Genomic DNA, 23312 nt, shown 5'->3' on the forward strand with positions numbered 1-23312 from the left:
AGGAAATATCCAATTAACGACAAATTAGAGAACAATAACAATGAAACAAAACCACCCATTTTTAAATCGTTACTTCGTGGACGAACACGGTTGCCGTGTTTACGCCCAACCGTCCGTTTACGGCAAAGTGGCCAAATTACTCGGTTTGCAAAAAAGTCGCAAAATCCTACCGCTTGTTAAAGTGGTCAGGCAAGGCGAGAAAGTCTTTATTCCGCTTTTTGTGGCGGATAAAACCCGAACCGTTCACGCAAACTGGACATTAACCCTTGAAAGCGGTGAGATTTTAACGGGAAAATGCAAACGTAATAGCATTGATCTGCCTCGTGATTTACCCCTTGGTTATCATCAATTAAGTCTAAACGGCACAACCGCAGAATGTCGCATTATCATTACCCCTGAGCGGGCATACCAACCGAAAGAACTGGCAGAGCATAAAAAATTATGGGGGGCGATTTTACAGCTTTATACCCTACGTTCAGAGCAAAACTGGGGGATTGGCGATTTCGGCGATTTAGCGGAATTTTTAACGAAATTAGCGGAAAAAGGCGGTGATTTTGTCGGTTTAAATCCAATTCATTCGTTATTTCCTGCCAATCCTGAAGGCGCAAGCCCTTACAGCCCGTCTTCTCGTTTATGGCAAAACATTGCTTATATCAATGTTGGGGCGATTGACGCTTTCCAACAAAGCCGTGAAGCACAAGCGTGGTTTAACTCGGCGGATATTCAACGCCAATTAAACGAAGCTCGCCAAAAAGATTATGTCGATTATTCGCAGGTGATACAGTTAAAACTGCAAGGTTTGCATTTGGCATTCGATCAATTTAAACAACAAGATCAAACTGAGTTCGAGCAATTTATCGCCGAAAACGGCGAAGCCTTAAAAGTTCAAGGTACTTTTGACGCTTTACACCAATGGCTGTCTTCTCAATTTAGTGAGCAATGGGGCTGGAACTGCTGGGATGAAAAATATCAAGATTATCACACCGCTGCGGTACAACAATTCCAACAAGAACAGAGTGATTTAGTCCGTTTCTATATGTGGTTGCAATTTGTGGCACAAAAACAGCTCAAAGCCTGTAACGAATTGGCAAAACAGCTAGGTATGCCGATCGGTTTCTACCGTGACTTAGCCGTTGGTGTGGCGGATAACGGAGCGGAAACTTGGGCGGATAAAGATCTGTTTGTGTTAGGGGCATCTGTGGGCGCACCACCGGATATTATGGCACCGCAAGGGCAAAACTGGGGATTATCGCCAATGCACCCTGAAGTGTTGCAAGAACGTGGCTATCAGCCGTTTGTCGATTTATTGCGTGCCAATATGAAAGATTGTGGTGCATTGCGTATCGACCACATTCTCGGCTTTGCCCGTTTATGGTGGGTGTCGAAAGGCGACTCGGCGAAAAACGGCGCTTATGTGAAATATCCGTTGGAAGATTTACTTTCAATCTTAGCTCTTGAAAGCCAACGTCACCAATGTTTAATTATTGCCGAGGCGTTAGGAACAGTGCCGAAAGGCATGTTAGAAACCCTTGAGAACAAAGGCATTTTAGCCTATAACATTTTCTATTTTGAGTACGATCATCAAGGTAGCAAACCGTTGGCGAACTACCCGTATCAAGCAATGACCACCCTCAGTACCCACGATTTACCAACGGTAAAAGGGTATTGGCAAAGCTATGATTTTGATTTAGGGCAACAATTCGGGGTGTACCCGAATCCGCAAGTATTGGATATGCTAAAACGTACTCGCCTACGCAATAAAGCAGAAATCCGTAAAGCGGTAGAAAATAGCGGACAAGTGTTAGATGCCGACAGCGATAATGTCAGCCAACGTTTCAATCATCAATTACAAAGTTATGTGGCGGATACGAACAGTGTACTATTCGGCTCCCAACCGGAAGATTGGTTGAATATGTTAGAACCGGTGAATATTCCCGGTACCAGTACCGAATATCCGAACTGGCGTCGCAAGCTGAGTACGACAATAGACAATATCTTCGCCGATCCGGCCATTCAAGCGTTATTAGGCGCTATTCAAGCGAAGCGGAAACCGTAACTACTATTCTTTTATTCTTCCCTCCCTTGGTGACAAGGGAGGGATTTTTTTATGATATTCCTCAAGTATTCCTCCGTACGGCATTTTATTTATCCCCTTTTCCCGCCCAAATTTGTTAAAATCGCTCACCTATGGATACGGAGGCAAAATGCAAGTTGTTACAAAACTGATTCCAACCAAACTGATTTCGAGTAAGTCGGCGCAAACATCCAAATTGACGAACCAAAGTGTTGAACGAAGCGAATTGCTGGAGCGTTTATCACTGGCAAAGTCTTATCCGCTGACATTAATTACCGCACCGGCAGGTTACGGCAAAACAACATTGGTTTCGCAATGGAAAGAGCGTTTGCTTGCCGGACACGAACAAGTCGCTTGGTTTGCACTGGATGAAGGCGATAACAATGCGGAACAGTTCGCCCGTTATTTTTCCTCGGCGTTGGCAAAGGCTACCGGTATTTCATTGAAAGAACTCAGCTATAAAAATAATTTGATTGATTATTTGGGGCAATTATTGGTATTGCTGGATGACATCGATCGTCATTTTTATTTGATCATCGATGATTACCATCTGATTGAAAACAATGAAATTCATGATGCCTTGCGTTTTTGGCTGAAACATCAACCTCATTGTATGAGTTTGGTGCTGCTTTCCCGTTTAACGCCGCCGCTCAGTATTACCAATTTACGTATTCATGAAAGATTATTGGAAATCGACGTCCATCAACTTGCCTTTACACCGGATGAAACACGTCGGTTTTTTGAACAAAAACTCAATAAAACGTTAAGCGATGAAGTTGTGTTTGCACTGTGTGATCGGGTTGAAGGTTGGGCGACGGCATTACAGTTGATGATATTTGCGATTAAACAGAATGAAGAGTTGTTACTCTTTCCGGAAAAATTATTGGCGAAGCTGAATCAACAACATATTGCCGATTATTTAAACGAAGAGGTGTTTCATTATGTTGATCCGTCGGTGAAACAGTTTATGCAACGTTGTGCCATTCTACGTTCGATGAATGAAAAATTGGTGGTGGCGATTTCCCAAGATGAAAATGGGGTGAAGAAGCTGGACGAACTGGAAAAAATGGGATTGTTCGTTACCCGGATCGTGCATGACGATGGGGAAACCTGGTGGAAATTCCACCCGATTTTGGCATCCTATTTGGCGCAAAGCTGTCGGTTGGAGTTACCGAATGAATGGCAACAATTACACCAAACCGCATCGATGATGTGGTTAAAACTGGGCTACGGTTCGGAAGCGTTATATCACGCTCGGATGTTGGATAATCCGCAAACGCTCTCGTATATTTTGCAGGAACACGGCTGGGATTTATTTCATCAAGGACAATTAAAATTATTGGAAGAAAGTTTAAGCGGTTTGCCGGCAGAGCAGATTTGGCAAGATGAAAATTTAGTGCTACTCAAAGCGTGGTTGGCGCAGAGCCAGCACCGTCATCAAGAAGTCAGCGGCATTTTGCAAAAATTTCAGCCGAAGTCACCGCTTGCAGAGAGTTTGCAAGGACACTTTGATGCATTAAGAGCACAAGCGGCAATCAATGCCGGCGATGAAGAGCGGGCGTATTTACTGGCAACGCAAGCCTTGGCGAATTTATCTTCCGAATTCGGTTATGCTCAAATTGTCGCCACATCCGTGATCGGTGAAGCGCAACATTGTCGTGGTTATTTGAAAGAGGGTTTGTCGTTGATGCAACAAGTCGAAAAAATGGCGACAACCCAACACACTTACCACTATTGGCTTTGGTCAAAATTACAGCAGGCAGAAATTTTATCCGCCCAAGGTTTTTGGCAATCCGCCTATGATTTATTGAAAGAAACCACGCAGCAAACCAAAGCGTTTCACCAAATTCCGATGAATGAATTTTTATTACGCCTGAGAGGGCAAATTCTGTGGGAATGGCATCATTTGGACCAAGCGGAAGCGATGGCAAATGCCGGTATTGATGTGTTGGAAAAACGGGAAGAGCAAATTTATTGCGTGGCATTATTGGCAAAAATTTCATTGACGAAAGGGGATTTGGCGAATGCGTCGCGTTTGATTGAGCAATGTCAGGAGCTGTTGTCACGCAGTTCGCCCCATCAGGATTGGATCACTGCATTGGATGAAGTGCTGTTAATATATTGGCAGATGAGCGGAGACAGTACGCATTTAGAAGGCTGGTTGGCTCAAGCGCACTTCCCGCATCAAGAACATAATCACTTTACGCAACGGCAGTGGCGTAATATCGCCCGTTGTTACATCTTGCAGGAAGACTATGAGCAAGCCTTGCGGATTCTGAACAGTTTATTGAAAACGACGGCGACCTTTAATTTAGTCAGTGACAGTCAGAGAGCATTGATTTTGCGCAATCGGCTTTATTCTTTACAGGGAAAGAAAGATCTTGCCCAGCGTGATTTGATTCAAGCATTGAATTTAAGCCAGCAGACGAATTTTATTAGTGCATTTGTCATCGAAGGGGATTTGATGGCGCAGCAAATCCGACAATTATTGCAGTTAAACGTGTTGGAAGATTTGTCCACCCACAAGGCGCAATTTATTTTACGCAGTATTAATCAGCATAATCGACATAAAACGGCGCATTTTGATGAGCAATTTGTCAAAAACCTGTTGGAAAACCCGCATGTGCCGGAGTTATTGAAAATCAGCCCGTTGACACAACGTGAATGGCAAGTGTTAGGGTTGATTTATTCCGGTTACAGTAATGAACAAATTTCACAAGAACTGGTGGTGGCGATGACCACGATTAAAACGCATATCCGCAATCTGTATCAGAAAATCGGTGTGGCGAATCGGAGCGAAGCTATCGAATATACGCGTGAACTGCTGAGAATGATGGGATACAATTAATGAAGAAATCGGGGAGCGGATAACCGCTCCCCGATTTTAGATAGCTGACAAACCTTGATATTTTTGAAATAGCGGGGTTGCCAAAACGCCAAATAATAAAGTGATTGTAGGGGCAAATTACATTTGCCCTTATATTCCTTAGATTGTTTGGGGCAAATATGATTTGCCCCTACAATGAAAACAACATTATTTTTTCCAAATACGTGTTTGATAATCACGAATAGAGCGGTCTGAACTGAACACACCTAAACGGGCGGTATTCAGAATTGCCGATGTTGTCCAAGCGGTCTGATCTTGGTAACGTTTTGCAATTTCTTTCTGTGCTTGACGGTAGGCGGCAAAATCGGCTAACGCACAGAAATAATCATGGTGAATCATATCGTACACCAATGGTTCGAAGCGATCTTTATCCCCGTCGGAGAAGGTTCCGTCGGCTAAGGCATCTATGGCTTGTTTTAAGATCGGATCCTGCTCGTAATAGCTTTTCGGCGTATAGCCTTTCGCTCGTAATTCCCGAACCGATTCAACCGTGTGTCCGAAAATCACCACGTTTTCTTTACCGGCATATTCGGCAATTTCAACGTTTGCCCCGTCTAGCGTACCTAATGTGATGGCACCGTTTAATGCTAATTTCATGTTCCCCGTACCGGACGCTTCTTTACCGGCAAGTGAAATTTGCTCGGAGACATCCGCCGCCGGAATGATTTTTTCGGCAAGGCTCACGCGGTAGTCCGGTAAAAAGACAACCTGCAATTTGCCTTGCATGTCAGGATCATGATTCACCACACGGGCAACCGCATTGATGGCTTGAATAATTTGTTTCGCCATGAAATACCCCGGTGCGGCTTTACCTGCAAAAATAAAGACGCGCGGCACCGCATCTTGTTGCGGATTGGCTTTTAACTCTTGATAGGTGGCAATGATATTCAGCAAATTTAAATGTTGACGTTTATATTCGTGGAAACGTTTGATCTGTACATCAAATATGGCATTGCAGTTCACGTTTAAGCCGAGGCTTTGCTCGATTTCTTTCGCTAAGAGCTGTTTGTTATGTTGTTTGATTGTACGATAATCGGCTTGAAATTGCGGATCTTCGGCAAATTTTTCAATTTGTGACAGTAAATCCAGATCTTTCGTCCAGTCACCTTTTACGTATTGATCCAATAGCATTGCCAATGACGGATTCGCCTGACGGATCCAACGACGAGGCGTGATACCGTTGGTGACGTTATGGAAACGCCCTTTAAATAAACGCGCATAGGCCGGGAAGAGATCGCTGATAACCAAGTCGGAATGAATTTGTGCTACGCCGTTAACGGCAAATGAACCGACCACACAAAGATTAGCCATTCGGACTCGGAAATTCATCAAGACGGCGGTTTCGTGCCATACGTCGGCAAATTCTTCTTCACTGAATTCCGCCTGTACTTGGTGGTAAAGTTCGTTATTGATGCGTTCGATGATCATCAAGTGGCGCGGCAGCAGTTTGGCAACCAAATGCTGATCCCATTGTTCCAACGCTTCAGGTAACAAGGTATGATTTGTATAGGCAAAGGTTTTGGAACATACCGCCCATGCGTCTTCCCAGGTAAAATCATGCAAGTCGATTAATACCCGCATTAATTCAGGAATGGCGATTGCCGGATGGGTATCATTCAGTTGAATCACTTCAAATTCGGCAAGTTGCGCCAAACTTCTGCCTTGTGCCAAATGGTTGCGCAGAATATCGGCAACGGAACAGGCACAATGGAAATATTGCTGCATTAAGCGGAGCATTTTACCTTCTTGGTGATTATCGTTCGGGTATAAGACTTTAGTCAGCTTCGACGCATCGATCACCTTTGATTCGGCACTTAAAAATTCGCCGTCATTAAATTGCGCAAGATTGAAGGCGGTTTCACTGTAACCTTGCCATAAGCGTAACGGCTGCTGTACGCCTTTATAGCCGACAACCGGCAAATCAAAGGCTTCACCGGTTACCGTCCATGCCGGTTTCCATTCATATTTGTCATCATGCAGATGACACACTTCACCGCCGAATCCGACGGTTTGTCGGAAATCCGGACGATGGTGCTGTTGTAAGTAAAAATCACGGTTCCATGCGTCGCCGGTTTCAAGTTGTTCACCCATGTCGCCGACATGTTGTTTAAACAAACCGTATTGATAATGCAAGCCGTAGCCGACAGCCGGTTGTTTCAAACTTGCCATCGAATCCAAATAGCATGCCGCCAAACGGCCTAAACCTCCATTGCCGAGAGACGGGTCGCGTTCTTCTTCTAAAATATCGACTAAATTTTTACCGTACTGTGCCAAAATCAAATCGACGGAATGATAGACGCCGAGGCTCATTAAATTATTGCCCAGCAGGCGACCGATGAGAAATTCCATCGAGAGATAATTGACTTTACGGGTTTCTGCAAGCGGTGCGTTCGTCGGAAAATTTTGCAATACCGCTTGTTGGCTGACCGTGGCGATGAATTGATACCATTGGGTATCGGACAGATCTTCCGGTTTCAGGAAGCGTTCTGCACAGTAATGTTGCAGCGATTGTTCGAACATCGCTTGAAATTGTTGGGTTGTAGACATTTGGGTTCTCCGTTTAAAAAAGAGTGATAATGGCGTTATTATTCCTAAAACGAAAAGTAGGAAATCATCCTTAAAATAATCAATTCAGGTATGAAAGGAAGGGAGAGGAAAAATGAGGCGGGGGAGGATAGTATCTTGTGCGATTCGGTAAAGGTACGAAGAACGGTTGAATTTAAAACGATATTCCCCTCCTCCGTACACGGAGGAGGGAGACGGTTTGTGATTATTTTTTCGCTTTTAATCCGGCAACTTTTTGTGAACGGTAGATGGCATTAATGGCATGGATTAATGCACGGGCGGAGGATTCGACGATATCGGTGGCAAGACCGACACCGTGGAATTTACGTCCTTCAAATTCGACGACAATATCCACCTGCCCCAATGCTTCGGCACCTTCACCTTTCGCGGTTAAGTTATAGTGCGACATTTTTAATTCCATGCCGACAATATCCATAATCGCATTATAAGTGGCATCTACCGGTCCGTTACCGCCTTGAGACACGGCACTTAAACGTTCACCGTCCAGTTCGACTTGGACGAATGCCGAAGCAGGCAAACCGCTGATAAGTTGGGTGGTGATCACGTCCAATTTCAAGCGTTCTTCATCTTCTTGTTGCATGTCGATAAACGCAAGAGCTTCCAAATCGTAGTCAAACACTTGACCTTTTTTATCGGCAAGGCGTAAGAAGGCTTCGTAAAGTTTATCCAAGTCGTAATCGCTTTCTTTATACCCCATGTCGTCCATATGATTTTTCACCGCGGCACGACCGGAACGGGCAGTCAGGTTTAATTTCTCTTTTTTCAAGCCGATGGTTTCCGGTGACATAATTTCGTAGGTGTTTTTATGTTTGACCATGCCGTCTTGGTGAATGCCCGACGAGTGAGCGAAGGCATTTGAGCCGACAATCGCTTTATTCGGTTGGATCGGCATATTGCAAAGCTGGCTGACCATTTGACTGACTCGGTGGATTTCTTGCGTATTGATGCGGGTATCCAAACCGTTGAACATGTCTTGGCGGGTTTTAATTGCCATGACCACTTCTTCCAAGGCGGTGTTACCGGCACGTTCACCAATACCGTTGACGGTACACTCGATTTGGCGGGCGCCGTTTAATACGGCGGTTAACGAGTTGGCGGTCGCCATGCCCAAGTCATTATGGCAGTGTACGGAAATGACGGCTTTATCGATATTCGGTACGCGATTCATCACATTGGCGATAATCTCGCCGTATTGGGTCGGCAAACAGTAACCGACGGTATCCGGAATGTTAATTGTCGTTGCGCCCGCATTGATTGCCGCTTCAACGATACGGCAGATATTATCAACACCGGTACGTCCGGCATCTTCACACGAAAACTCTACATCATCCGTATAACGACGGGCGCGTTTTACCGCATTGATCGCCATCTCAACGACATCGTCAAAAGTACGGCGCAATTTGGCTTCAACGTGCAACGCGGATGTGGCAATGAACGTATGAATACGGAAAGCTTCCGCCACTTTTAAGGCTTCCGCCGCCACGTCAATGTCTTTATCCACCGCTCGGGAAAGCGCACAAACACGACTGTTTTTAATATGGCGGGCAATGGTTTGAACGGATTCAAAATCACCCGATGAAGATACCGGAAACCCGACTTCCATCACATCGACACCCAAACGCTCTAACGCTAAGGCGATTTGTAATTTTTCTTTGACGGTTAAGCTTGCTTTTAATGCTTGTTCGCCGTCGCGTAACGTCGTATCAAAAATAATAATATTATTGTTGTTCATAAAAATCCCCTCAATGTCGGTGTTGATATATTATCGTGTTTTTGAATCAAAAAAAAACCCGCAGTTGATGTGCGGGTAAGTGTGGATAGTGAACTTTTTCTCTCACCGAGCCTTATCCTCGCACGGAATGCGTGAGAAGCAGGAGGAGGTTAAGAGAAAAGAGTTTTACCATTGTTGTGTGTTTATGTTTGCATAGTTATTCAAAAATTAGGCGATATATTAACTTCAAACGGAGCGATGTCAATAGCATTTTATACTTTGCGCAAACGATTACCTGTTGTTTTTTTCATTTGTTTTTAGCATTTTATTCTGAATTTTCGGTTTGTTTTGGCGGATAAACGGAAATATACTCCTTTTTTCCATATAAACATCATGCATTTTAGTAAAAAGTCCGTTTTTGTATGTTTGAGCCGTTTAATTGTTTTTTAATCGATTTTTTGACCGAAAATAAGGGAAGCCGGCGATTTTCTTTGATGTTCTTGATTAAATTTGTTAGCCTTTTGTCACTTATCATGCATAGCCCTTCTAAGGAATTTTTATGTCCCAACCCTTTCGCGCCATCATTTCCGACTTGGATGGCACTCTGTTAAACGCACATCACCGTATCGGTCATTTTACTGTTGAAACGCTCAGTAAACTCGCTGAAAAAGGCGTGGATATTTTTTTTGCGACAGGACGGAATTTGCCCGACGTGAAGCACATCATTAGTAAAGTCAAGGTGAAAGAAGCTATGCTCGTTACCTCAAACGGTGCGCGGGGAAATAATTTGGCGGGTGATGTGTTAGCCAGTCACTATATTCCTCACGATATTGCTTTTGAGCTGATGAATGACATTCCTTTTGATCCGAAACGGGTATGTTTAAATACGTATCAAGGCGATGAGTGGTTTATTAATGTCGACATTGAAAATTTAAGAAAATACCATCAAGACTCCGGTTTTATGTACCAAGTCGTTGATTTCAGAAAACATCACGGCAAGCAAACGGAAAAAGTGTTTTTCATCGGAAAAAGTGCGGAGGACGTATCGCCGATAGAGCAGTTGGTTAAACAGCGTTTCGGTGACGCATTGCAAGTGACCTATTCGGGACCGCAATGTTTGGAAATCATGAACCAAGGCGTGTGTAAAGCCAATACACTGAAGCAGCTTATTCAATTACGGGGATATAATTTAAGTGATTGCATTGCGTTCGGTGACGGTATGAATGATATTGAAATGCTGTCACAGGCGGGAAAAGGGTGCATGATGGAAAATGCTGATCCGCGTTTAAAACAGGCATTGCCGACGCTTGAAACCATCGGTCATCATAAAGACGAGTCGGTGGCGAGCTATATTCGCGCCACCTTTGGTATTATTTGATGCGTGAATGCTGACAAGCGGTCGGTTATCGGAACGAATTTGCAAAATATCAGTCTGAACCTACCGCTTGTCACCCGTCAAAACATGAGAACAACATGAAAAACATAAAAACGTTAGTGGTATTAGCCGTCTTGCTTGGCGGCGGATTTATCGGATACCGTTATTTTTTTGCGGCTAACGATAGCCAACAAATTCATTACATCACTGAATCGGTCAAATTAGGGAATTTGGATAAAAGCGTATTGGCAACGGGATCGGTACGTGCGAACCAGCGAACCGAAGTCGGTGCGCAAGTGTCGGGTAAAATTTTAAAGTTATATGTGGAATTGGGGCAGTCGGTCAAAAAAGGCGATAAAATTGCCGACATTGATTCGGAAACGCAACAAAATAATTTGGATACGGCGCAGGCGGAGTTGTCTGCATATAAAACGCAGTTGAATGCAAAGCAAGTTGCGTTGAATGTAGCGGAGTCCAATTATCAGCGCTTAAGTAAATTATACGCGCAAAAAAGCGCTTCGCTGAATGATTTTGAAACGGCGAAAAATGAGTTGGCAACGGCAAAAGCCAATTTAGACGATGCCAAAGCGCAGATTAAAGTGGCCGAAATTGCCGTACGAACCGCAGAGACGAATTTAGGTTATACCCAAATCGTTTCACCGATTGACGGCATTATTATTTCCGTCCCGGTTTCTGAAGGGCAAACGGTCAACTCCAATCAAACCTCTCCGGTTATCGTCCAAGTGGCAGATATGTCAAAGGCATTGATCAAATTGGAAGTGGCGGAAGGCGATATCGCTCAAGTGAAAACGGCACAAGCCGTCAGTTTTACGACATTGGCGGAACCGCAGCGCACTTATCGGGCTAAAGTGGATTCGATTGATCCGGCATTAACGACTCTCACGGATAACAGTTATACCGAAGCATCAGGCAATAGCGAAGCGGTATATTATTATGCGAATGTCGTTGTGGACAACTCGGACGGTAGCTTACGTATCGGTATGACAACGCAAGGGCGAATCGTCATTGCCGAAAAGAATGATGTGTTGTTGGTTCCGACAACGGCGTTAAAACGTCGCGGGCAAGAGACCTACGTGCAAGTGTTGGAAAACGGTAAGGCGGTTGAAAAGGTCGTGCAAACCGGTTTGGCGGACAGCTTAAATACCGAGATTTTATCGGGCTTGAAAGAAGGTGAGAATGTGATCACCGCTCAACGCGCATCGACCGAGCAAGTCGGCAACACCAATATGAGAATGCCACGGTTTTAACCGTGGGTGTTGTCTGTTATCGGGCAAATTGCCGAATTTCATTACCTGCATGCGTTCTTTTGTGGTAGGCAATCGACCTCGATTAACAACGATAGGAGATGAACAATGCGTAATATCGTTACCGATAAGGTTTTTGACGACTATCACTTGGGGTTTGAGGTACAGTCGCCCGAAAAAGTGTTTATTTCATGGGATACGACTTATGAGGAAATGACGGCGTTCCCCTTCGTTTTAGATGATTTCTCGCTCAATACGAAGTATGAGGGGGATTATCGCTGTTTCTCTTTCACATATCCCGTGCGGGTGGGGAATGTATTGATTCCCCGTTTGCGGATCAGACAGGATTGCGATTGTCGTACCGATATTGCCGTCCAAAGCTATTGGAGTGATTTTAGTACGGATACGGCATCTGTTTTTACCGTGCTCAAACAACGCCTGCAAACCGATTTAAAGCAGGATGATCCCAACATAATGCACCACTCGGATACCCAACTTTGGTTTAAAGCCAAGCATGAAATACATTTCGGATTATGTTATTTTGAAAATCATTCCGTGCTGTTTGAAATCATCAACGCCCGCGAATATCCCGAATTGTTGGTAGACAGCGAATATGAGAACAATATGCGGATAGACGGATTTTTACTGATTGAAGAAAAAATGTGGTGTTCGGGCAGTTATAAAAAAGATGAAAGCATACAACGCCGACCGCCTCTTTTGACCGAGCGTTTCGGCGCAAAACCGGTGTGCTGGCGTGATGATAAAAACGGCGTTTTCGGTATGGCGGATGAGCAATTTGCAAGAATTTATCCGCTGAACGCGTTTAAAGATAACGAAGAAATAGCAATCGAACGGGTGTTTCCCGCCAAAGGCGGTGGCGGAGATTTTGTAATGGGGTTTGGTATGGAATGCTATGCCTTTGACGGGATCGACAAAGATTTTGAAACCTTAATCGGTAGAAGAATCAGAATTCTGTCCGGTATATATAATTGCTGAAATGCAAACCGAAGATGATACTTTGCCGTGTGCAGGGCATTTTTGCAAAATTTTGCTAAAATCAGACCGCTTGTAACTTACTATAAAAAAGGAAAACAGCATGACAACAACAATGAATATTACGCTTTCTCCGCAACCTGCGGCGGAAATATGGGGAAAAAATGCGCTGCTTTCGGCAAATGATGCCGGAATGGTGATCCATCTACAAAAAGATCAATTAAATACGATTCAAAAAGCAGCCCGAAAGATCAAAAATCAAGGTATTTTAAATGTGACGCCTGTCGGTAGCGGTTGGGGATTAGAGGAATGCTGGGCGTTTCATCAAGGGTTTACCAGCGTCAAAAATGCCGGCAATGTCGTGTTTCCGAATTTGGCGGGGGAGCAGGCGGAATTTGATGCGCGGGTAGCCTGTTCAACCTTTACCCGAGATGTGATTAATGCACCGTCCGATCAATTGACACCGGAGGTATTGGCGCATAAAGCGGCGGAATTTATTTTGCACCAAGCGGATAAATATGCCGGTAAAGGTAAAGTTGCTTTTGAAATTATTGCACGTGAGGCGTTGAATGAACGCGGTTATCACGGAATTTGGACGGTCGGTAAAGGCTCGGCGCATTTACCGGCGATGCTGCAATTGGATTTTAATCCGACGGGCAATCCGGATGCACCGGTATTGGCTTGTTTGGTCGGTAAGGGGATTACATTCGATACGGGCGGCTACAGCATCAAACCGTCTGACGGGATGTCGACCATGCGGACGGATATGGGCGGAGCCGCGTTGGTAACGGGCGCACTGGGTTTGGCAATTGCGCGTGGGCTGAACCAACGTGTAAAACTGTATTTATGCTGCGCGGAAAATATGATCAGCAGTCGTGCATTTAAGCTGGGGGATATTATCACGTATCGCAACGGCGTGACGGCGGAAGTGAATAATACCGATGCGGAAGGGCGTTTGGTTTTGGCGGACGGTTTAATTGAAGCCGATAAGCAACACCCCGCCTTTATTATTGATTGTGCAACCTTGACCGGGGCGGCAAAAGTGGCAGTGGGCAACGACTACCATTCGGTACTTTCTATGGATGATGAATTAGTTGCCGATCTGTTGGCTGCCGCGAAAGCGGAAAAAGAACCTTTTTGGCGGTTACCGTTTGAAGAATTCCATCGTTCGCAAATTTCTTCCGCTTTTGCCGATATCAGCAATACCGGTTCGGTTCCCATCGGAGCGGGAGCCAGTACGGCAACGGCATTTTTATCTTACTTTGTTAAAGCATATCAAAAGCATTGGTTACATATCGATTGCTCGGCAACTTATCGTAAAACCGCAAGTGACTTGTGGGCGGTGGGAGCAACGGGTATCGGCGTAAAAACCTTAGCAAATTTGTTATTGGCTAAATAATATTCGAATTGTATCGATACGCTAAAGAAAGCATACGGATTTCTCCGTATGCTTTTTTGCTTTTGGTAAGATCTTTTTAAGAAAAAATAAGATCTTTATTATTGACACTGTGTGTTTAACCAGTAAAATAACCTGTATAAACACACAGTTTTTTATTGGAGGCCGTTATGGCACATTTAAGAAGTTTAACCCGTGAATTCTCTTATCAGCCGATGCCGCTTTATCGTGATTTTAACAGTGAGCGTTCGATCAAATTGGATCTGAATTCGCTTTGTATCCGACGCCCGACCGAAACTTTTTTTATTCATGTCAAAAACCCGAATTTAATCGCTTGGGGAATTGAAATGAACGATGTGCTGATTGTCGATGCAAGTGAATTTCCGTTGGTTAATGATTTATTTGTACTTGAGAAAGACGGGGAGTATAAGTTTTACCAATTTTTTAATGAAATCGGGGAGGAAAAAATCTTATTTTCCTTGGATGTACGCGAACCGAATTTACGGATTAAACACTGGGAAGATATTCGGATTGCCGGGGTGATTACCAATGTCGTTCATCAAATGCGACACCGTACATCCCAACCGGTGAGATATACGGCTTAGCGGAATGCATTTCGTATTAAAGTACGCGGCGGGATTGCGTATAATTTCTTGCCCAGTAGCTTTCGGACATTGAGCTGGTCGTTACGCCGCGACTGGAACTGGAATGAACGAATTTACCGCCTCCGATATATACACCGACGTGCTTATTCTTGCGGAAGAAAACAAGATCACCGGCTTTTAGAGCCGATTTTGAAATGGATTTGCCGACATGTTTTTGCTCTGCCGTGGTGCGGGGAAGATCAATATTAAAAGCACTGTTCATCGTAGCTTTAACAAACGCGGAGCAGTCTATACCGGCTTTGGTGGTACCGCCCAAACGGTAACGTGTTCCTGCCCAATAACGGTAAGCGGCTAACACTTTTTGGTTGGCGTTTGTCTGCTTGCTTTTGGTAATGGATTTTTCAGCCGATTTTTTGACTTTATTAATGAGTTGGCTTGGTGTTGCCGGTTTTGTACTTAAACTCGCCGAAGCCGTGGAAGAATAGCTGCCGAAAACGGCGACCATTACAGTCAGAAAGAGTGGTGTTGTTAAAGATAACAGTGATTTTTGCATAATTGACCCGTCTCGCCAGAACAGAAAAAGCGAAGTGCTCCTAGTAGGTAATCCCTAAAACGATAAAAAAATAAATAGGCTCTGTATTGCTACAGAGCCATCCCATATGCGACAAGTATACTTTAATTTTGTTCCAATGCACGTAAAAATTTTATTTCGTCAGCCCAAATTTCGGGTTGAATGGTTTCCAGAATAAGCGGAATATCATCAAACCGGTTGTTTTTCATAATAAATTCGAACACAGCAGTACCCATCGTTCCTTCTCTTAATGTGTGGTGTCTGTCGACACGACTACCTAATGCCGTTTTGGAACCGTTAAGGTGCATTCCGCGTAAATAGTGAAAACCGACGATGCGATCAAATTCGGTAAAGGTTTGCTCGCAAGATTCAGTTGAGCCGATATCATAGCCGGCGGAAAATAGGTGGCAGGTATCCAAGCAAACACCGACACGGTGTTTATTATCGGCTTGTTCAATAATTTCCCTTAAATGTTCAAAACGCCAGCCGAGATTCGAACCTTGCCCCGCCGTATTTTCAATTACGGCGATGACGTTGGGAACGGCATCAATTGCGAGATTGATCGATTCGGCAATACGGGCCAAACAGTCGCTTTCCGTGATTTTATTTAAATGACTGCCGGGATGGAAATTTAATAATTTTAAGCCGAGTTGATCGCAGCGTCGCATTTCATCAATAAAAGCCGCACGGGATTTGGTTAAATTTTCCGCATCAGGATTGCCGAGATTAATTAAATAACTGTCATGCGGCAGAATATGATTGGCTGAAAAACCGTGTACTTGACAGAATCGTTTAAACTTTTCGATAGTGTCGGCTTTTAACGGTGGAGCTTGCCATTGGCGCTGGTTTTTCGTGAATAAGGCGAAAGCGTTCGCACCGATTTCCACCGAACGTAAAACGGCATTTTCAACTCCACCGGAAACACTCACGTGTGCACCAATATATTTCATCTTATCTTCCTCTCGTTATTCGTGTAACATGGTTTTTATTTTTCAGGTTATCTTATATGAGCGAAACAACCATCAACGATTTTTCATTATTGTGCCGATTGTTCGGCAATTTGTTTTACCGTAATCCGACGGATCCGGTTCTGGCGGGGATTTTTTCTTGGTTACAGCAGGGAAACCTGCGCCAAAATTGGGCGCTGTCCATTGATAGCCAAAGCGAGCAGGCTTTAAGCATTGTGGAAAGCAAGGCGAATCCCGCGGAACTTGAAGCGCATTATAAAACGCTTTTTGCCGAAAACGGTGCTATTGCTACAACAATTTCCGCCTATGGATTATCCGTGAATGAGTTCGTTTGCTTTCGTCAACAGCGAGGTATGCCGCCGGTAGACAATGCCGATCATGTGGCGTTGTTGTTACTCAGTGCGTCTTGGATTGAAGATCATTTAAACTCTACCGACGCACAAAAAGCCCTTTTCGAAGCATTTTTATTGCCTTGTTTTGGGAAATTCCTCGGTAAAGTCGAAGCCTTTGACAGTGGTTTTTACAAAGCCTTGGCGCAGTTAACCCGCGACGCATTGGCGGCAATGGCGGACGAGTTGGAAGAAGAAACCGAGGAGTAACGTGAATTTGTTTCCGAATCGGCTACTTTGTAAATAGTGAAATAGATTCCAAATGCCCCGTGTGCGGAAACATGTCAATCATGGCGCATTTTTCCAAACAATATCCCGCTTGTATTAATTTTTCGGCATCACGCACTAAGGTTGCCGGGTTACACGACACATAGAGAATTTTGTCGGGGGACAAGCGACAAAGGTGATCGAGAGCGAAATGGGCGCCGTTTCGAGCGGGATCCAGCAATACTTTATTGAAATGCTCGGTCGTCCAAGGTTGATCGGCAAACGATTCATCAAGATTCGCCCGATAAAATTCAGCGTTGGAAATCGCGTTAAGCTCGGCATTACGCCGCGCTTGTTCAACCATAGGTTCAACCCCTTCAATCCCGACAATGCGTTGAACTAACGGCGCAAGCGGCAGAGTAAAATTTCCCATCCCGCAAAACAGATCCAGAATACGGTCTTGTTTGTCGGGTTCAAGCCATGTGATTGCCGTGTCGACCATCCGTTGATTCAATTCGTCGTTAACTTGAATAAAATCCCGAATGGAAAAATGCAAGGTGAGCCCGTGCAATCGGTAATAAGGTTGTTCTCCCAGCCATTGTTCTATTTGTTGTTTATCCGTCATGACAAACAGCATTAACTGTTCGGCTTGTGCAAAATTAAGTAGAAGATCGCGATCTTGCGGATGTACTTGTCCGATATGGCGGAGCAATAACGCAATGCCGTTATCGGCACGAACCAATTCGAGATGACCGAGGTTTTTCTTTTGCTTCCAGGCGCTCAAGCAATTTTGTAACTTAGGCAACAGATCCGAAAGCGCGGGTTCCAACACGTCACATTGCGTTAGAGAGATAATCTCTTGCGAATCCGCTTGGCGAAAGCCGATAACAAATTTGTTCTTTTGTAACGCCATGCTGAGCTTCGCCCGACGACGATAGCCTTTATCATTACCGACAATCATCGGTTGAAATGCAATTGGCGCGGGTTGTAATTTTTGTAAGCGTTGAAACAGGGCTTTTTGCTTGGTTTCACGCTGTAAGGTTAGCGGAATGTGTTGCATTTGACAGCCGCCGCATTGCCCGTAAATCGCACAGCTTGGTATTTGACGATTTGCAGATTGTCGATGGAATCGGACCGCTTGCGCGCGTCCGTATTGGCGTTTTTCTTCCTGCACGCGGGCATCAACTTCTTCCGTCGGTAACGCGTTTTCAATAAACCAGGTTTTGCCGTTGAGTTTTGCGACGCCCAACCCTTGATAATCCAAATCTTGAATGCGTACATGATGTAATGTGGTGGTTTTTGCGGTTTTTTTTACGTTGTTATCGGAATAGAAAAGCGCCATGTTGGATAATGTTTAAACAGAAATCATATTCGGGTATTATAGCGGAAAAGATAAACAGACCCTAGGGCAGGCGCTATGATTTTACCTATTTGGACCGAACGTTATTTAACCGATAAACAACGCGAACAGGATCACCGTTCGCCCTTTCAGCGTGATCGCGGGCGTATTTTACATTCGGAAGCGTTCCGATGCTTGCAGGCAAAAACCCAAATTCATGCAGTGGGGGAAGATGATTTTTATCGTACCCGTTTGACGCACTCGTTGGAGGTCGCACAAATCGGCAGTAGCTTACGGGCTAAGCTGGAAGAAGACAAAGAAGGATTTCAAGCGGTCTGTTCCGCTCAACATTTTGCAAATTTTGCCGATGATTTGAGTCGCTTATTACCTTCCCGCAGTTTGACCGAATCACTCTGTTTTGCCCATGATATCGGTCATCCGCCGTTCGGTCACGGCGGAGAGATGGCGCTAAATTATAAAATGCAGAAACACGGCGGATTTGAAGGAAACGCGCAATCGTTCCGTATCGTAACGCAATTGGAACCGTACACCGAACATGCGGGGATGAATTTAACCCGTCGTACGCTGTTGGGGATTATCAAATATCCGTCCATGATTGATGAAACTTTGCCGGCACAACCAAAACCGATTCCGGCGGGACGTTTTATTAATTTGCATGATCTTAAAACCAGTAAAGGTATTTTCCGCGATGACGAACATTTTTTTGATTGGGTGCTTGCCCCGTTGTCTGAGGAAGATCGCAGGTTATTCAGACGTGTAGAAGTCAATCCGGATCCGCAATTGCCGAATACGCCGCTGTATAAATCGTTGGACTGTAGCATCATGGAATTGGCGGATGACATTGCTTACGGTGTACACGATTTGGAAGATGCCATTGTCGGCGGTATGGTCACACCGCAATCATGGAAAAAGGCGGAGGCAGAATTGGAAACATGTTCATCGCCGTGGATCCAAAAAATGTTGCCGGAAATCAGCCAAAAGTTGTTCTCCTATCACCGCTATGAGCGAAAAGACGTGATCGGCGCATTGGTCAACTATTTTGTGACCAATGTAAAATGGTATGAAACGGCGGATTTTCACGAACCGCTGTTACGTTTTAATGCCGTGTTACCCGAAGAAGTCCGGGCGGTGTTGGATGTGTTGAAAGAGTTTGTATACCGCTATGTCATTTGCGATGTCGTTACGCAACGGGTGGAGTATAAAGGGCAACGGATTTTAATGGATCTGTTTGATATGCTGAGCTGTGATCCGGCACGATTATTGCCGAAAGTGGTTGCCGAACGTTGGTTAAACGCGGAAGAAATCAAACAGCCGAGAGTGATTTGTGATTATTTGGCAAGCATGTCGGACGGTCAGGCGTTTAAACTTTATCAAAGCTTGTAAGCCTTGTGCAGGGAATGAACTAAACGGAAGCGGATAAGTCTTATCGTCAGATATTATGTCATCTGTAAGGAAATCACATGAAAACCTTCACAAAAGTGAGCTTGCTTGTTTTAAGTTTTATGTCGACCCCGGCATTTGCCGATGCGATTCCGATCGAAATTTATGATCCGATTGACGCCGAGATCGTGAAAGCCGACCGCAAAGGCAGAGGGGAATTTGAAGCGGAATTTCGTTTGAGAGGCGATGATGTCAGACCATTAGCGGAAAGTGTCATTGATCATGCCTATGACGAAGGCTTTCGTTTGGAGGAGTCCGAGATTGATCGGGAAGATGCTGATCTCAAATTCCGTCGCGGCGATCAGCGTTTGGATGTGCAAATCGAGTTAAAAGATCGTTATCGTATTGAATATAAAGCCGATTTGGATTTAGACCGATAACGGGATCCGCTTACGATATTCGCTCGTAAGCGGTTTTTTATGTCCCTTCCATTGTGCGGAATACGGCGCTGATGCCAGTTCGTAGTTTAAATGCCGTATAATTTTGCAAAACTTCTCAGTAATCCTACCGCTTGTTAAGACAAAATCAGGTAAAATATCCCCCTTCGCAAAAACAGAAAGAGGTTGTGATGAGCTTTGTCGTCGGTCAGCGTTGGATCAGTGAATCAGAAAATAATTTAGGTTTGGGGATTGTTGAAGCGGTAGATAATCGTACCGTTCGTCTTGCCTTTCCCGCGGCTCAAGAACAGCGTGTCTATGCGGTATCGGTCGCGCCGTTAACCCGAGTGCAGTTCCAAAAAGGGGATCGTGTCTCCAGTCAAGAAGGTTGGCAACTTGAGATTGAGGAAGTCGTCGAAAATCAAGGGGTGGCGATCTATTTAGGAAAACGCACGGATACGTTGGAAGAAGCGGTCTTGCCCGAGATGCAATTGGAACATAAAGTCAGTTTCAGTAAACCGCAAGATCGTTTGTTTTCGGCACAAATTGACCGCAGCGATCGCTTTGCCTTGCGTTATCGAGCCTTAAAACATCAACAGGCACAGTATCAGTCGCCGCTGCGTGGATTACGCGGTATTCGTGCCAGCCTAATTCCCCATCAACTCCATATTGCGAAAGAAGTTGGACAACGTCTGGCACCGAGAGTATTATTGGCGGATGAAGTCGGATTGGGTAAAACCATTGAGGCCGGGATGATTTTGCAGCAACAACTGTTCGCAGGTCGGGCTGAACGCGTATTAATTCTTGTACCGGAAAGTCTGCAACATCAATGGTTGGTCGAAATGTTGCGCCGTTTCAGCCTCAACTTTTCGTTATTTGATGAAGAGCGGTGCGCCGATTTTTCAAAACAGGACGATAACGGCGAAGATATCAGCGAAAATCCGTTTGAAACGGAATCTCTAGTCATCGCATCGATTGATTGGTTGGCAAACAACCCTCAACGGGCGCAGCAGGTTGTTGAAAGTGAATGGGATATGCTGATTGTCGATGAAGCGCACCATTTGGAATGGCATGAGCAGCAGCCTAGTGAGGCTTATCGTTTTGTCGCGAGATTGGCTAAAACGATTCCGTCAGTATTATTGTTAACGGCAACACCGGAGCAGCTCGGACAGGAAAGCCACTTTGCCCGTTTGGCATTGTTAGACAGTGACCGCTTCTATGATTATCAAGACTTTGTGGCGGAGCAGGCGCAATACCGACCGGTTGCCGATGCCGTCAACACATTATTAAGCGATAAACCGTTAAGTATTCAAGAACAGAACAGTATTAGCGAGTTATTGGCGGAAGAAGATGTGGAACCGATGCTGCGCATTATTAATGTCGATACGTTCAACCAAGAACAGCGTTCGGAGGTACGTCAAGAGTTAATCGACGAATTGATTGACCGGCACGGTACCAGCCGTGTGCTCTTTCGTAACACCCGACAAGGTGTCAAAGGTTTTCCGCACCGTATTTTTAACCAAATTACCTTAGAAATGCCGAAGCAGTATATCAATGCACTCAATGTATTAGGTATGGCGGGCGAAGCTAAAATTGAGGAGCTGCTTTATCCGGAACAGTTATTTCAACGAATGAACCCGGATGCCAAGTGGTTTGAGTTTGATCCGCGAATCGAATGGCTTATCACTTTCTTGAAAAATCACCGTGATGAAAAAATGTTGGTGATTTGTAAACAAGCAACAATTACCATTCAGTTGGAACAAATTTTACGCGAAAGAGAAGGTATTCGTTCAGCCGTATTTCATGAAAAGATGTCGATTGTCGAGCGAGATAAAGCGTCGGCATATTTTGCCCAACAAGAAGACGGCGCGCAGGTGCTGATCAGTTCAGGTATCGGTTCGGAAGGTCGTAACTTCCAGTTTGCCCGTCATTTGGTTCTGTTTAACCTGCCGGCTAATCCGGATTTGTTGGAACAAAGTATCGGGCGTTTGGATCGTATCGGACAAAAATACGATATTCAAATTTATGTGCCGTGTTTTGAGCATTCCGCACAGATGATGTTAACCGAGTGGTATCACCGAGGATTAAATGCGTTTGAAGAAACCTGCCCGATGGGCGCCAACCTCTTTCGGGAATTGGAGGCAAGACTATATGAGTTTTTACTCAAGCCGTTACGTTCGGATGATTTTGAACGCTTTATTGAACAAACTTTTAAACGTCAACAGCAGCTTAAAACCGAATTGGAACAAGGGCGGGATCGTTTACTGGAACTGAATTCAAACGGCGGAGAATCCGCCCAGCAGCTCGCCGACGCGATTGCTCGACAAGATGAGGACGCGAAGTTAATCAATTTTACGCTCAATTTATTTGATGTGATTGGCTTGGAACAGGAAGATTTGGGCGAAAAGAGTATTGTCATTACCCCGACCGGACATATGTTGGTACCGGATTTCCCGGGACTGTCGGAAGACGGAAACACGGTCACTTTTGATCGCGAATTGGCACTTATGCGCGAGGACGTACTATTTTTAACTTGGGATCATCCGATGATTCGGCATGGTATTGATCTGATTACGTCAGGTGATATCGGTAAAAGTGCCGTTTCATTACTGATTAACAAGAATCTACCGGCCGGTACATTATTGTTGGAGGCGATCTATATCGTAGAAGCACAAGCACCGAAGTCTCTTCAGTTAACCCGCTTTTTACCGCCGACACCGGTACGCATTTTGTTGGATACTAAAGGTAATGATTTGGCGACTCAAGTGTCCTTCAGTGGTTTGGAAAAGCAATTGAAGCCGGTCAATAAGCAGATGGCGAATAAAATTGTCAAAATGGCACGGACGGATATCGAAGCATTGATTGCGATGGCAGAACGTAAAATTGCTCCGCAGGCTGAGGTATTAATTACGCAAGCGAAGCAGAATGCCGATCACACCTTAAGTGCCGAATTGCATCGTTTAACCTCATTACAAGCGGTGAATAAAAATATTCGTGCCGATGAAGTCCTTGCACTTGAACGGCTACGCACAGAATCATTAAAACAGCTTGAACAAGCTAATTGGCGTTTGGACAGTTTGAGGGTTATTGTCAGCAACAAAGAGTAAT

At 44.7% G+C, this 23312-nt stretch carries 16 protein-coding genes; 11 read left to right on the plus strand and 5 right to left on the minus strand.

Going from position 1 to position 23312, the window contains the following annotated elements; translation table 11 throughout:
- Positions 1–40: 40 nt before the first annotated feature.
- Positions 41–2056 carry a 4-alpha-glucanotransferase gene (gene malQ, locus ACEYKX_RS01075; RefSeq protein WP_373766894.1) on the plus strand — a complete coding sequence of 672 codons (2016 nt, stop codon included), beginning with the start codon at positions 41–43 and terminating at the stop codon, positions 2054–2056.
- Between the two features lie 148 nt (positions 2057–2204).
- The gene (malT, locus tag ACEYKX_RS01080) at positions 2205–4922 is read left to right on the plus strand and encodes an HTH-type transcriptional regulator MalT (RefSeq protein ID WP_373766895.1); all 2718 of its coding nucleotides are present in this window, start codon (positions 2205–2207) and stop codon (positions 4920–4922) included.
- Between the two features lie 186 nt (positions 4923–5108).
- On the opposite strand, the gene glgP is transcribed toward malT, so the two are convergent.
- A complete protein-coding gene (glgP, locus tag ACEYKX_RS01085) occupies positions 5109–7508 on the minus strand; it encodes a glycogen/starch/alpha-glucan family phosphorylase (RefSeq protein ID WP_373766896.1) in 2400 nt (799 codons plus the stop codon).
- Positions 7509–7731: 223 nt separating this feature from the next.
- Positions 7732–9279, minus strand: coding sequence for a 2-isopropylmalate synthase (gene leuA, locus ACEYKX_RS01090; RefSeq protein ID WP_373766897.1), 1548 nt, complete (start codon positions 9277–9279; stop codon positions 7732–7734).
- A gap of 538 nt (positions 9280–9817) precedes the next feature.
- Between leuA and ACEYKX_RS01095 the strand changes: the two genes are divergently transcribed.
- The 5 genes from ACEYKX_RS01095 to ACEYKX_RS01115 all read left to right on the plus strand — a co-directional run bounded on the left by ACEYKX_RS01095 (position 9818) and on the right by ACEYKX_RS01115 (position 14892).
- Positions 9818–10636 carry a Cof-type HAD-IIB family hydrolase gene (locus tag ACEYKX_RS01095; RefSeq protein WP_373766898.1) on the plus strand — a complete coding sequence of 273 codons (819 nt, stop codon included), beginning with the start codon at positions 9818–9820 and terminating at the stop codon, positions 10634–10636.
- A 95-nt stretch (positions 10637–10731) separates the two neighbouring features.
- Complete coding sequence (locus tag ACEYKX_RS01100) at positions 10732–11901, plus strand: efflux RND transporter periplasmic adaptor subunit (RefSeq protein ID WP_373766899.1); 1170 nt, start codon at positions 10732–10734, stop codon at positions 11899–11901.
- Between the two features lie 105 nt (positions 11902–12006).
- Positions 12007–12894 carry a hypothetical protein gene (locus tag ACEYKX_RS01105; RefSeq protein WP_373766900.1) on the plus strand — a complete coding sequence of 296 codons (888 nt, stop codon included), beginning with the start codon at positions 12007–12009 and terminating at the stop codon, positions 12892–12894.
- Between the two features lie 112 nt (positions 12895–13006).
- Positions 13007–14290 (plus strand): aminopeptidase PepB, encoded by a 1284-nt coding sequence (gene pepB, locus ACEYKX_RS01110; RefSeq protein WP_373766969.1) that lies wholly within the window; start codon positions 13007–13009, stop codon positions 14288–14290.
- Between the two features lie 167 nt (positions 14291–14457).
- A complete protein-coding gene (locus ACEYKX_RS01115; protein WP_373766901.1) occupies positions 14458–14892 on the plus strand; it encodes a LexA family protein in 435 nt (144 codons plus the stop codon).
- Between the two features lie 16 nt (positions 14893–14908).
- Here ACEYKX_RS01115 and ACEYKX_RS01120 read toward each other — a convergent pair whose 3' ends face one another.
- Both ACEYKX_RS01120 and nfo read right to left on the minus strand, forming a co-directional pair.
- Positions 14909–15445: an NlpC/P60 family protein gene (locus ACEYKX_RS01120; protein WP_373766902.1), complete on the minus strand. Its 537-nt coding sequence runs from the start codon at positions 15443–15445 to the stop codon at positions 14909–14911.
- A 122-nt stretch (positions 15446–15567) separates the two neighbouring features.
- Positions 15568–16413: a deoxyribonuclease IV gene (gene nfo / locus ACEYKX_RS01125; RefSeq protein ID WP_373766903.1), complete on the minus strand. Its 846-nt coding sequence runs from the start codon at positions 16411–16413 to the stop codon at positions 15568–15570.
- Positions 16414–16469: 56 nt separating this feature from the next.
- On the opposite strand from nfo, the gene ACEYKX_RS01130 reads away from it, so the two are divergent.
- Complete coding sequence (locus ACEYKX_RS01130) at positions 16470–17030, plus strand: molecular chaperone (RefSeq protein ID WP_373766904.1); 561 nt, start codon at positions 16470–16472, stop codon at positions 17028–17030.
- A 22-nt stretch (positions 17031–17052) separates the two neighbouring features.
- Here ACEYKX_RS01130 and rlmD read toward each other — a convergent pair whose 3' ends face one another.
- Positions 17053–18369 (minus strand): 23S rRNA (uracil(1939)-C(5))-methyltransferase RlmD, encoded by a 1317-nt coding sequence (gene rlmD, locus ACEYKX_RS01135; RefSeq protein ID WP_373766905.1) that lies wholly within the window; start codon positions 18367–18369, stop codon positions 17053–17055.
- 75 nt (positions 18370–18444) lie between these two features.
- Between rlmD and ACEYKX_RS01140 the strand changes: the two genes are divergently transcribed.
- The 3 genes from ACEYKX_RS01140 (at position 18445) to rapA (ending at position 23311) form a co-directional block, all read left to right on the plus strand.
- Complete coding sequence (locus ACEYKX_RS01140) at positions 18445–19770, plus strand: anti-phage deoxyguanosine triphosphatase (protein ID WP_373766906.1); 1326 nt, start codon at positions 18445–18447, stop codon at positions 19768–19770.
- A gap of 77 nt (positions 19771–19847) precedes the next feature.
- Entirely contained in the window at positions 19848–20207 is a 360-nt protein-coding gene (locus ACEYKX_RS01145; protein WP_373766907.1) for a hypothetical protein, read from the plus strand.
- Positions 20208–20395: 188 nt separating this feature from the next.
- Positions 20396–23311: an RNA polymerase-associated protein RapA gene (gene rapA / locus ACEYKX_RS01150; protein ID WP_373766908.1), complete on the plus strand. Its 2916-nt coding sequence runs from the start codon at positions 20396–20398 to the stop codon at positions 23309–23311.
- The last annotated feature ends 1 nt before the right edge of the window (position 23312 follow it).

It is taken from the genome of Glaesserella sp. (assembly GCF_041817755.1).
Lineage (GTDB): Bacteria > Pseudomonadota > Gammaproteobacteria > Enterobacterales > Pasteurellaceae > Glaesserella.

What these genes read in the sequence shown, in the direction of transcription:
- malQ (WP_373766894.1), top strand. Translation starts at nt 41, where the DNA reads ATGAAACAAAACCACCCATTTTTAAATCGTTACTTCGTGGACGAACAC.
- malT (WP_373766895.1), top strand. Translation starts at nt 2,205, where the DNA reads ATGCAAGTTGTTACAAAACTGATTCCAACCAAACTGATTTCGAGTAAG.
- glgP (WP_373766896.1), bottom strand. Translation starts at nt 7,508, where the DNA reads ATGTCTACAACCCAACAATTTCAAGCGATGTTCGAACAATCGCTGCAA.
- leuA (WP_373766897.1), bottom strand. Translation starts at nt 9,279, where the DNA reads ATGAACAACAATAATATTATTATTTTTGATACGACGTTACGCGACGGC.
- ACEYKX_RS01095 (WP_373766898.1), top strand. Translation starts at nt 9,818, where the DNA reads ATGTCCCAACCCTTTCGCGCCATCATTTCCGACTTGGATGGCACTCTG.
- ACEYKX_RS01100 (WP_373766899.1), top strand. Translation starts at nt 10,732, where the DNA reads ATGAAAAACATAAAAACGTTAGTGGTATTAGCCGTCTTGCTTGGCGGC.
- ACEYKX_RS01105 (WP_373766900.1), top strand. Translation starts at nt 12,007, where the DNA reads ATGCGTAATATCGTTACCGATAAGGTTTTTGACGACTATCACTTGGGG.
- pepB (WP_373766969.1), top strand. Translation starts at nt 13,007, where the DNA reads ATGAATATTACGCTTTCTCCGCAACCTGCGGCGGAAATATGGGGAAAA.
- ACEYKX_RS01115 (WP_373766901.1), top strand. Translation starts at nt 14,458, where the DNA reads ATGGCACATTTAAGAAGTTTAACCCGTGAATTCTCTTATCAGCCGATG.
- ACEYKX_RS01120 (WP_373766902.1), bottom strand. Translation starts at nt 15,445, where the DNA reads ATGCAAAAATCACTGTTATCTTTAACAACACCACTCTTTCTGACTGTA.
- nfo (WP_373766903.1), bottom strand. Translation starts at nt 16,413, where the DNA reads ATGAAATATATTGGTGCACACGTGAGTGTTTCCGGTGGAGTTGAAAAT.
- ACEYKX_RS01130 (WP_373766904.1), top strand. Translation starts at nt 16,470, where the DNA reads ATGAGCGAAACAACCATCAACGATTTTTCATTATTGTGCCGATTGTTC.
- rlmD (WP_373766905.1), bottom strand. Translation starts at nt 18,369, where the DNA reads ATGGCGCTTTTCTATTCCGATAACAACGTAAAAAAAACCGCAAAAACC.
- ACEYKX_RS01140 (WP_373766906.1), top strand. Translation starts at nt 18,445, where the DNA reads ATGATTTTACCTATTTGGACCGAACGTTATTTAACCGATAAACAACGC.
- ACEYKX_RS01145 (WP_373766907.1), top strand. Translation starts at nt 19,848, where the DNA reads ATGAAAACCTTCACAAAAGTGAGCTTGCTTGTTTTAAGTTTTATGTCG.
- rapA (WP_373766908.1), top strand. Translation starts at nt 20,396, where the DNA reads ATGAGCTTTGTCGTCGGTCAGCGTTGGATCAGTGAATCAGAAAATAAT.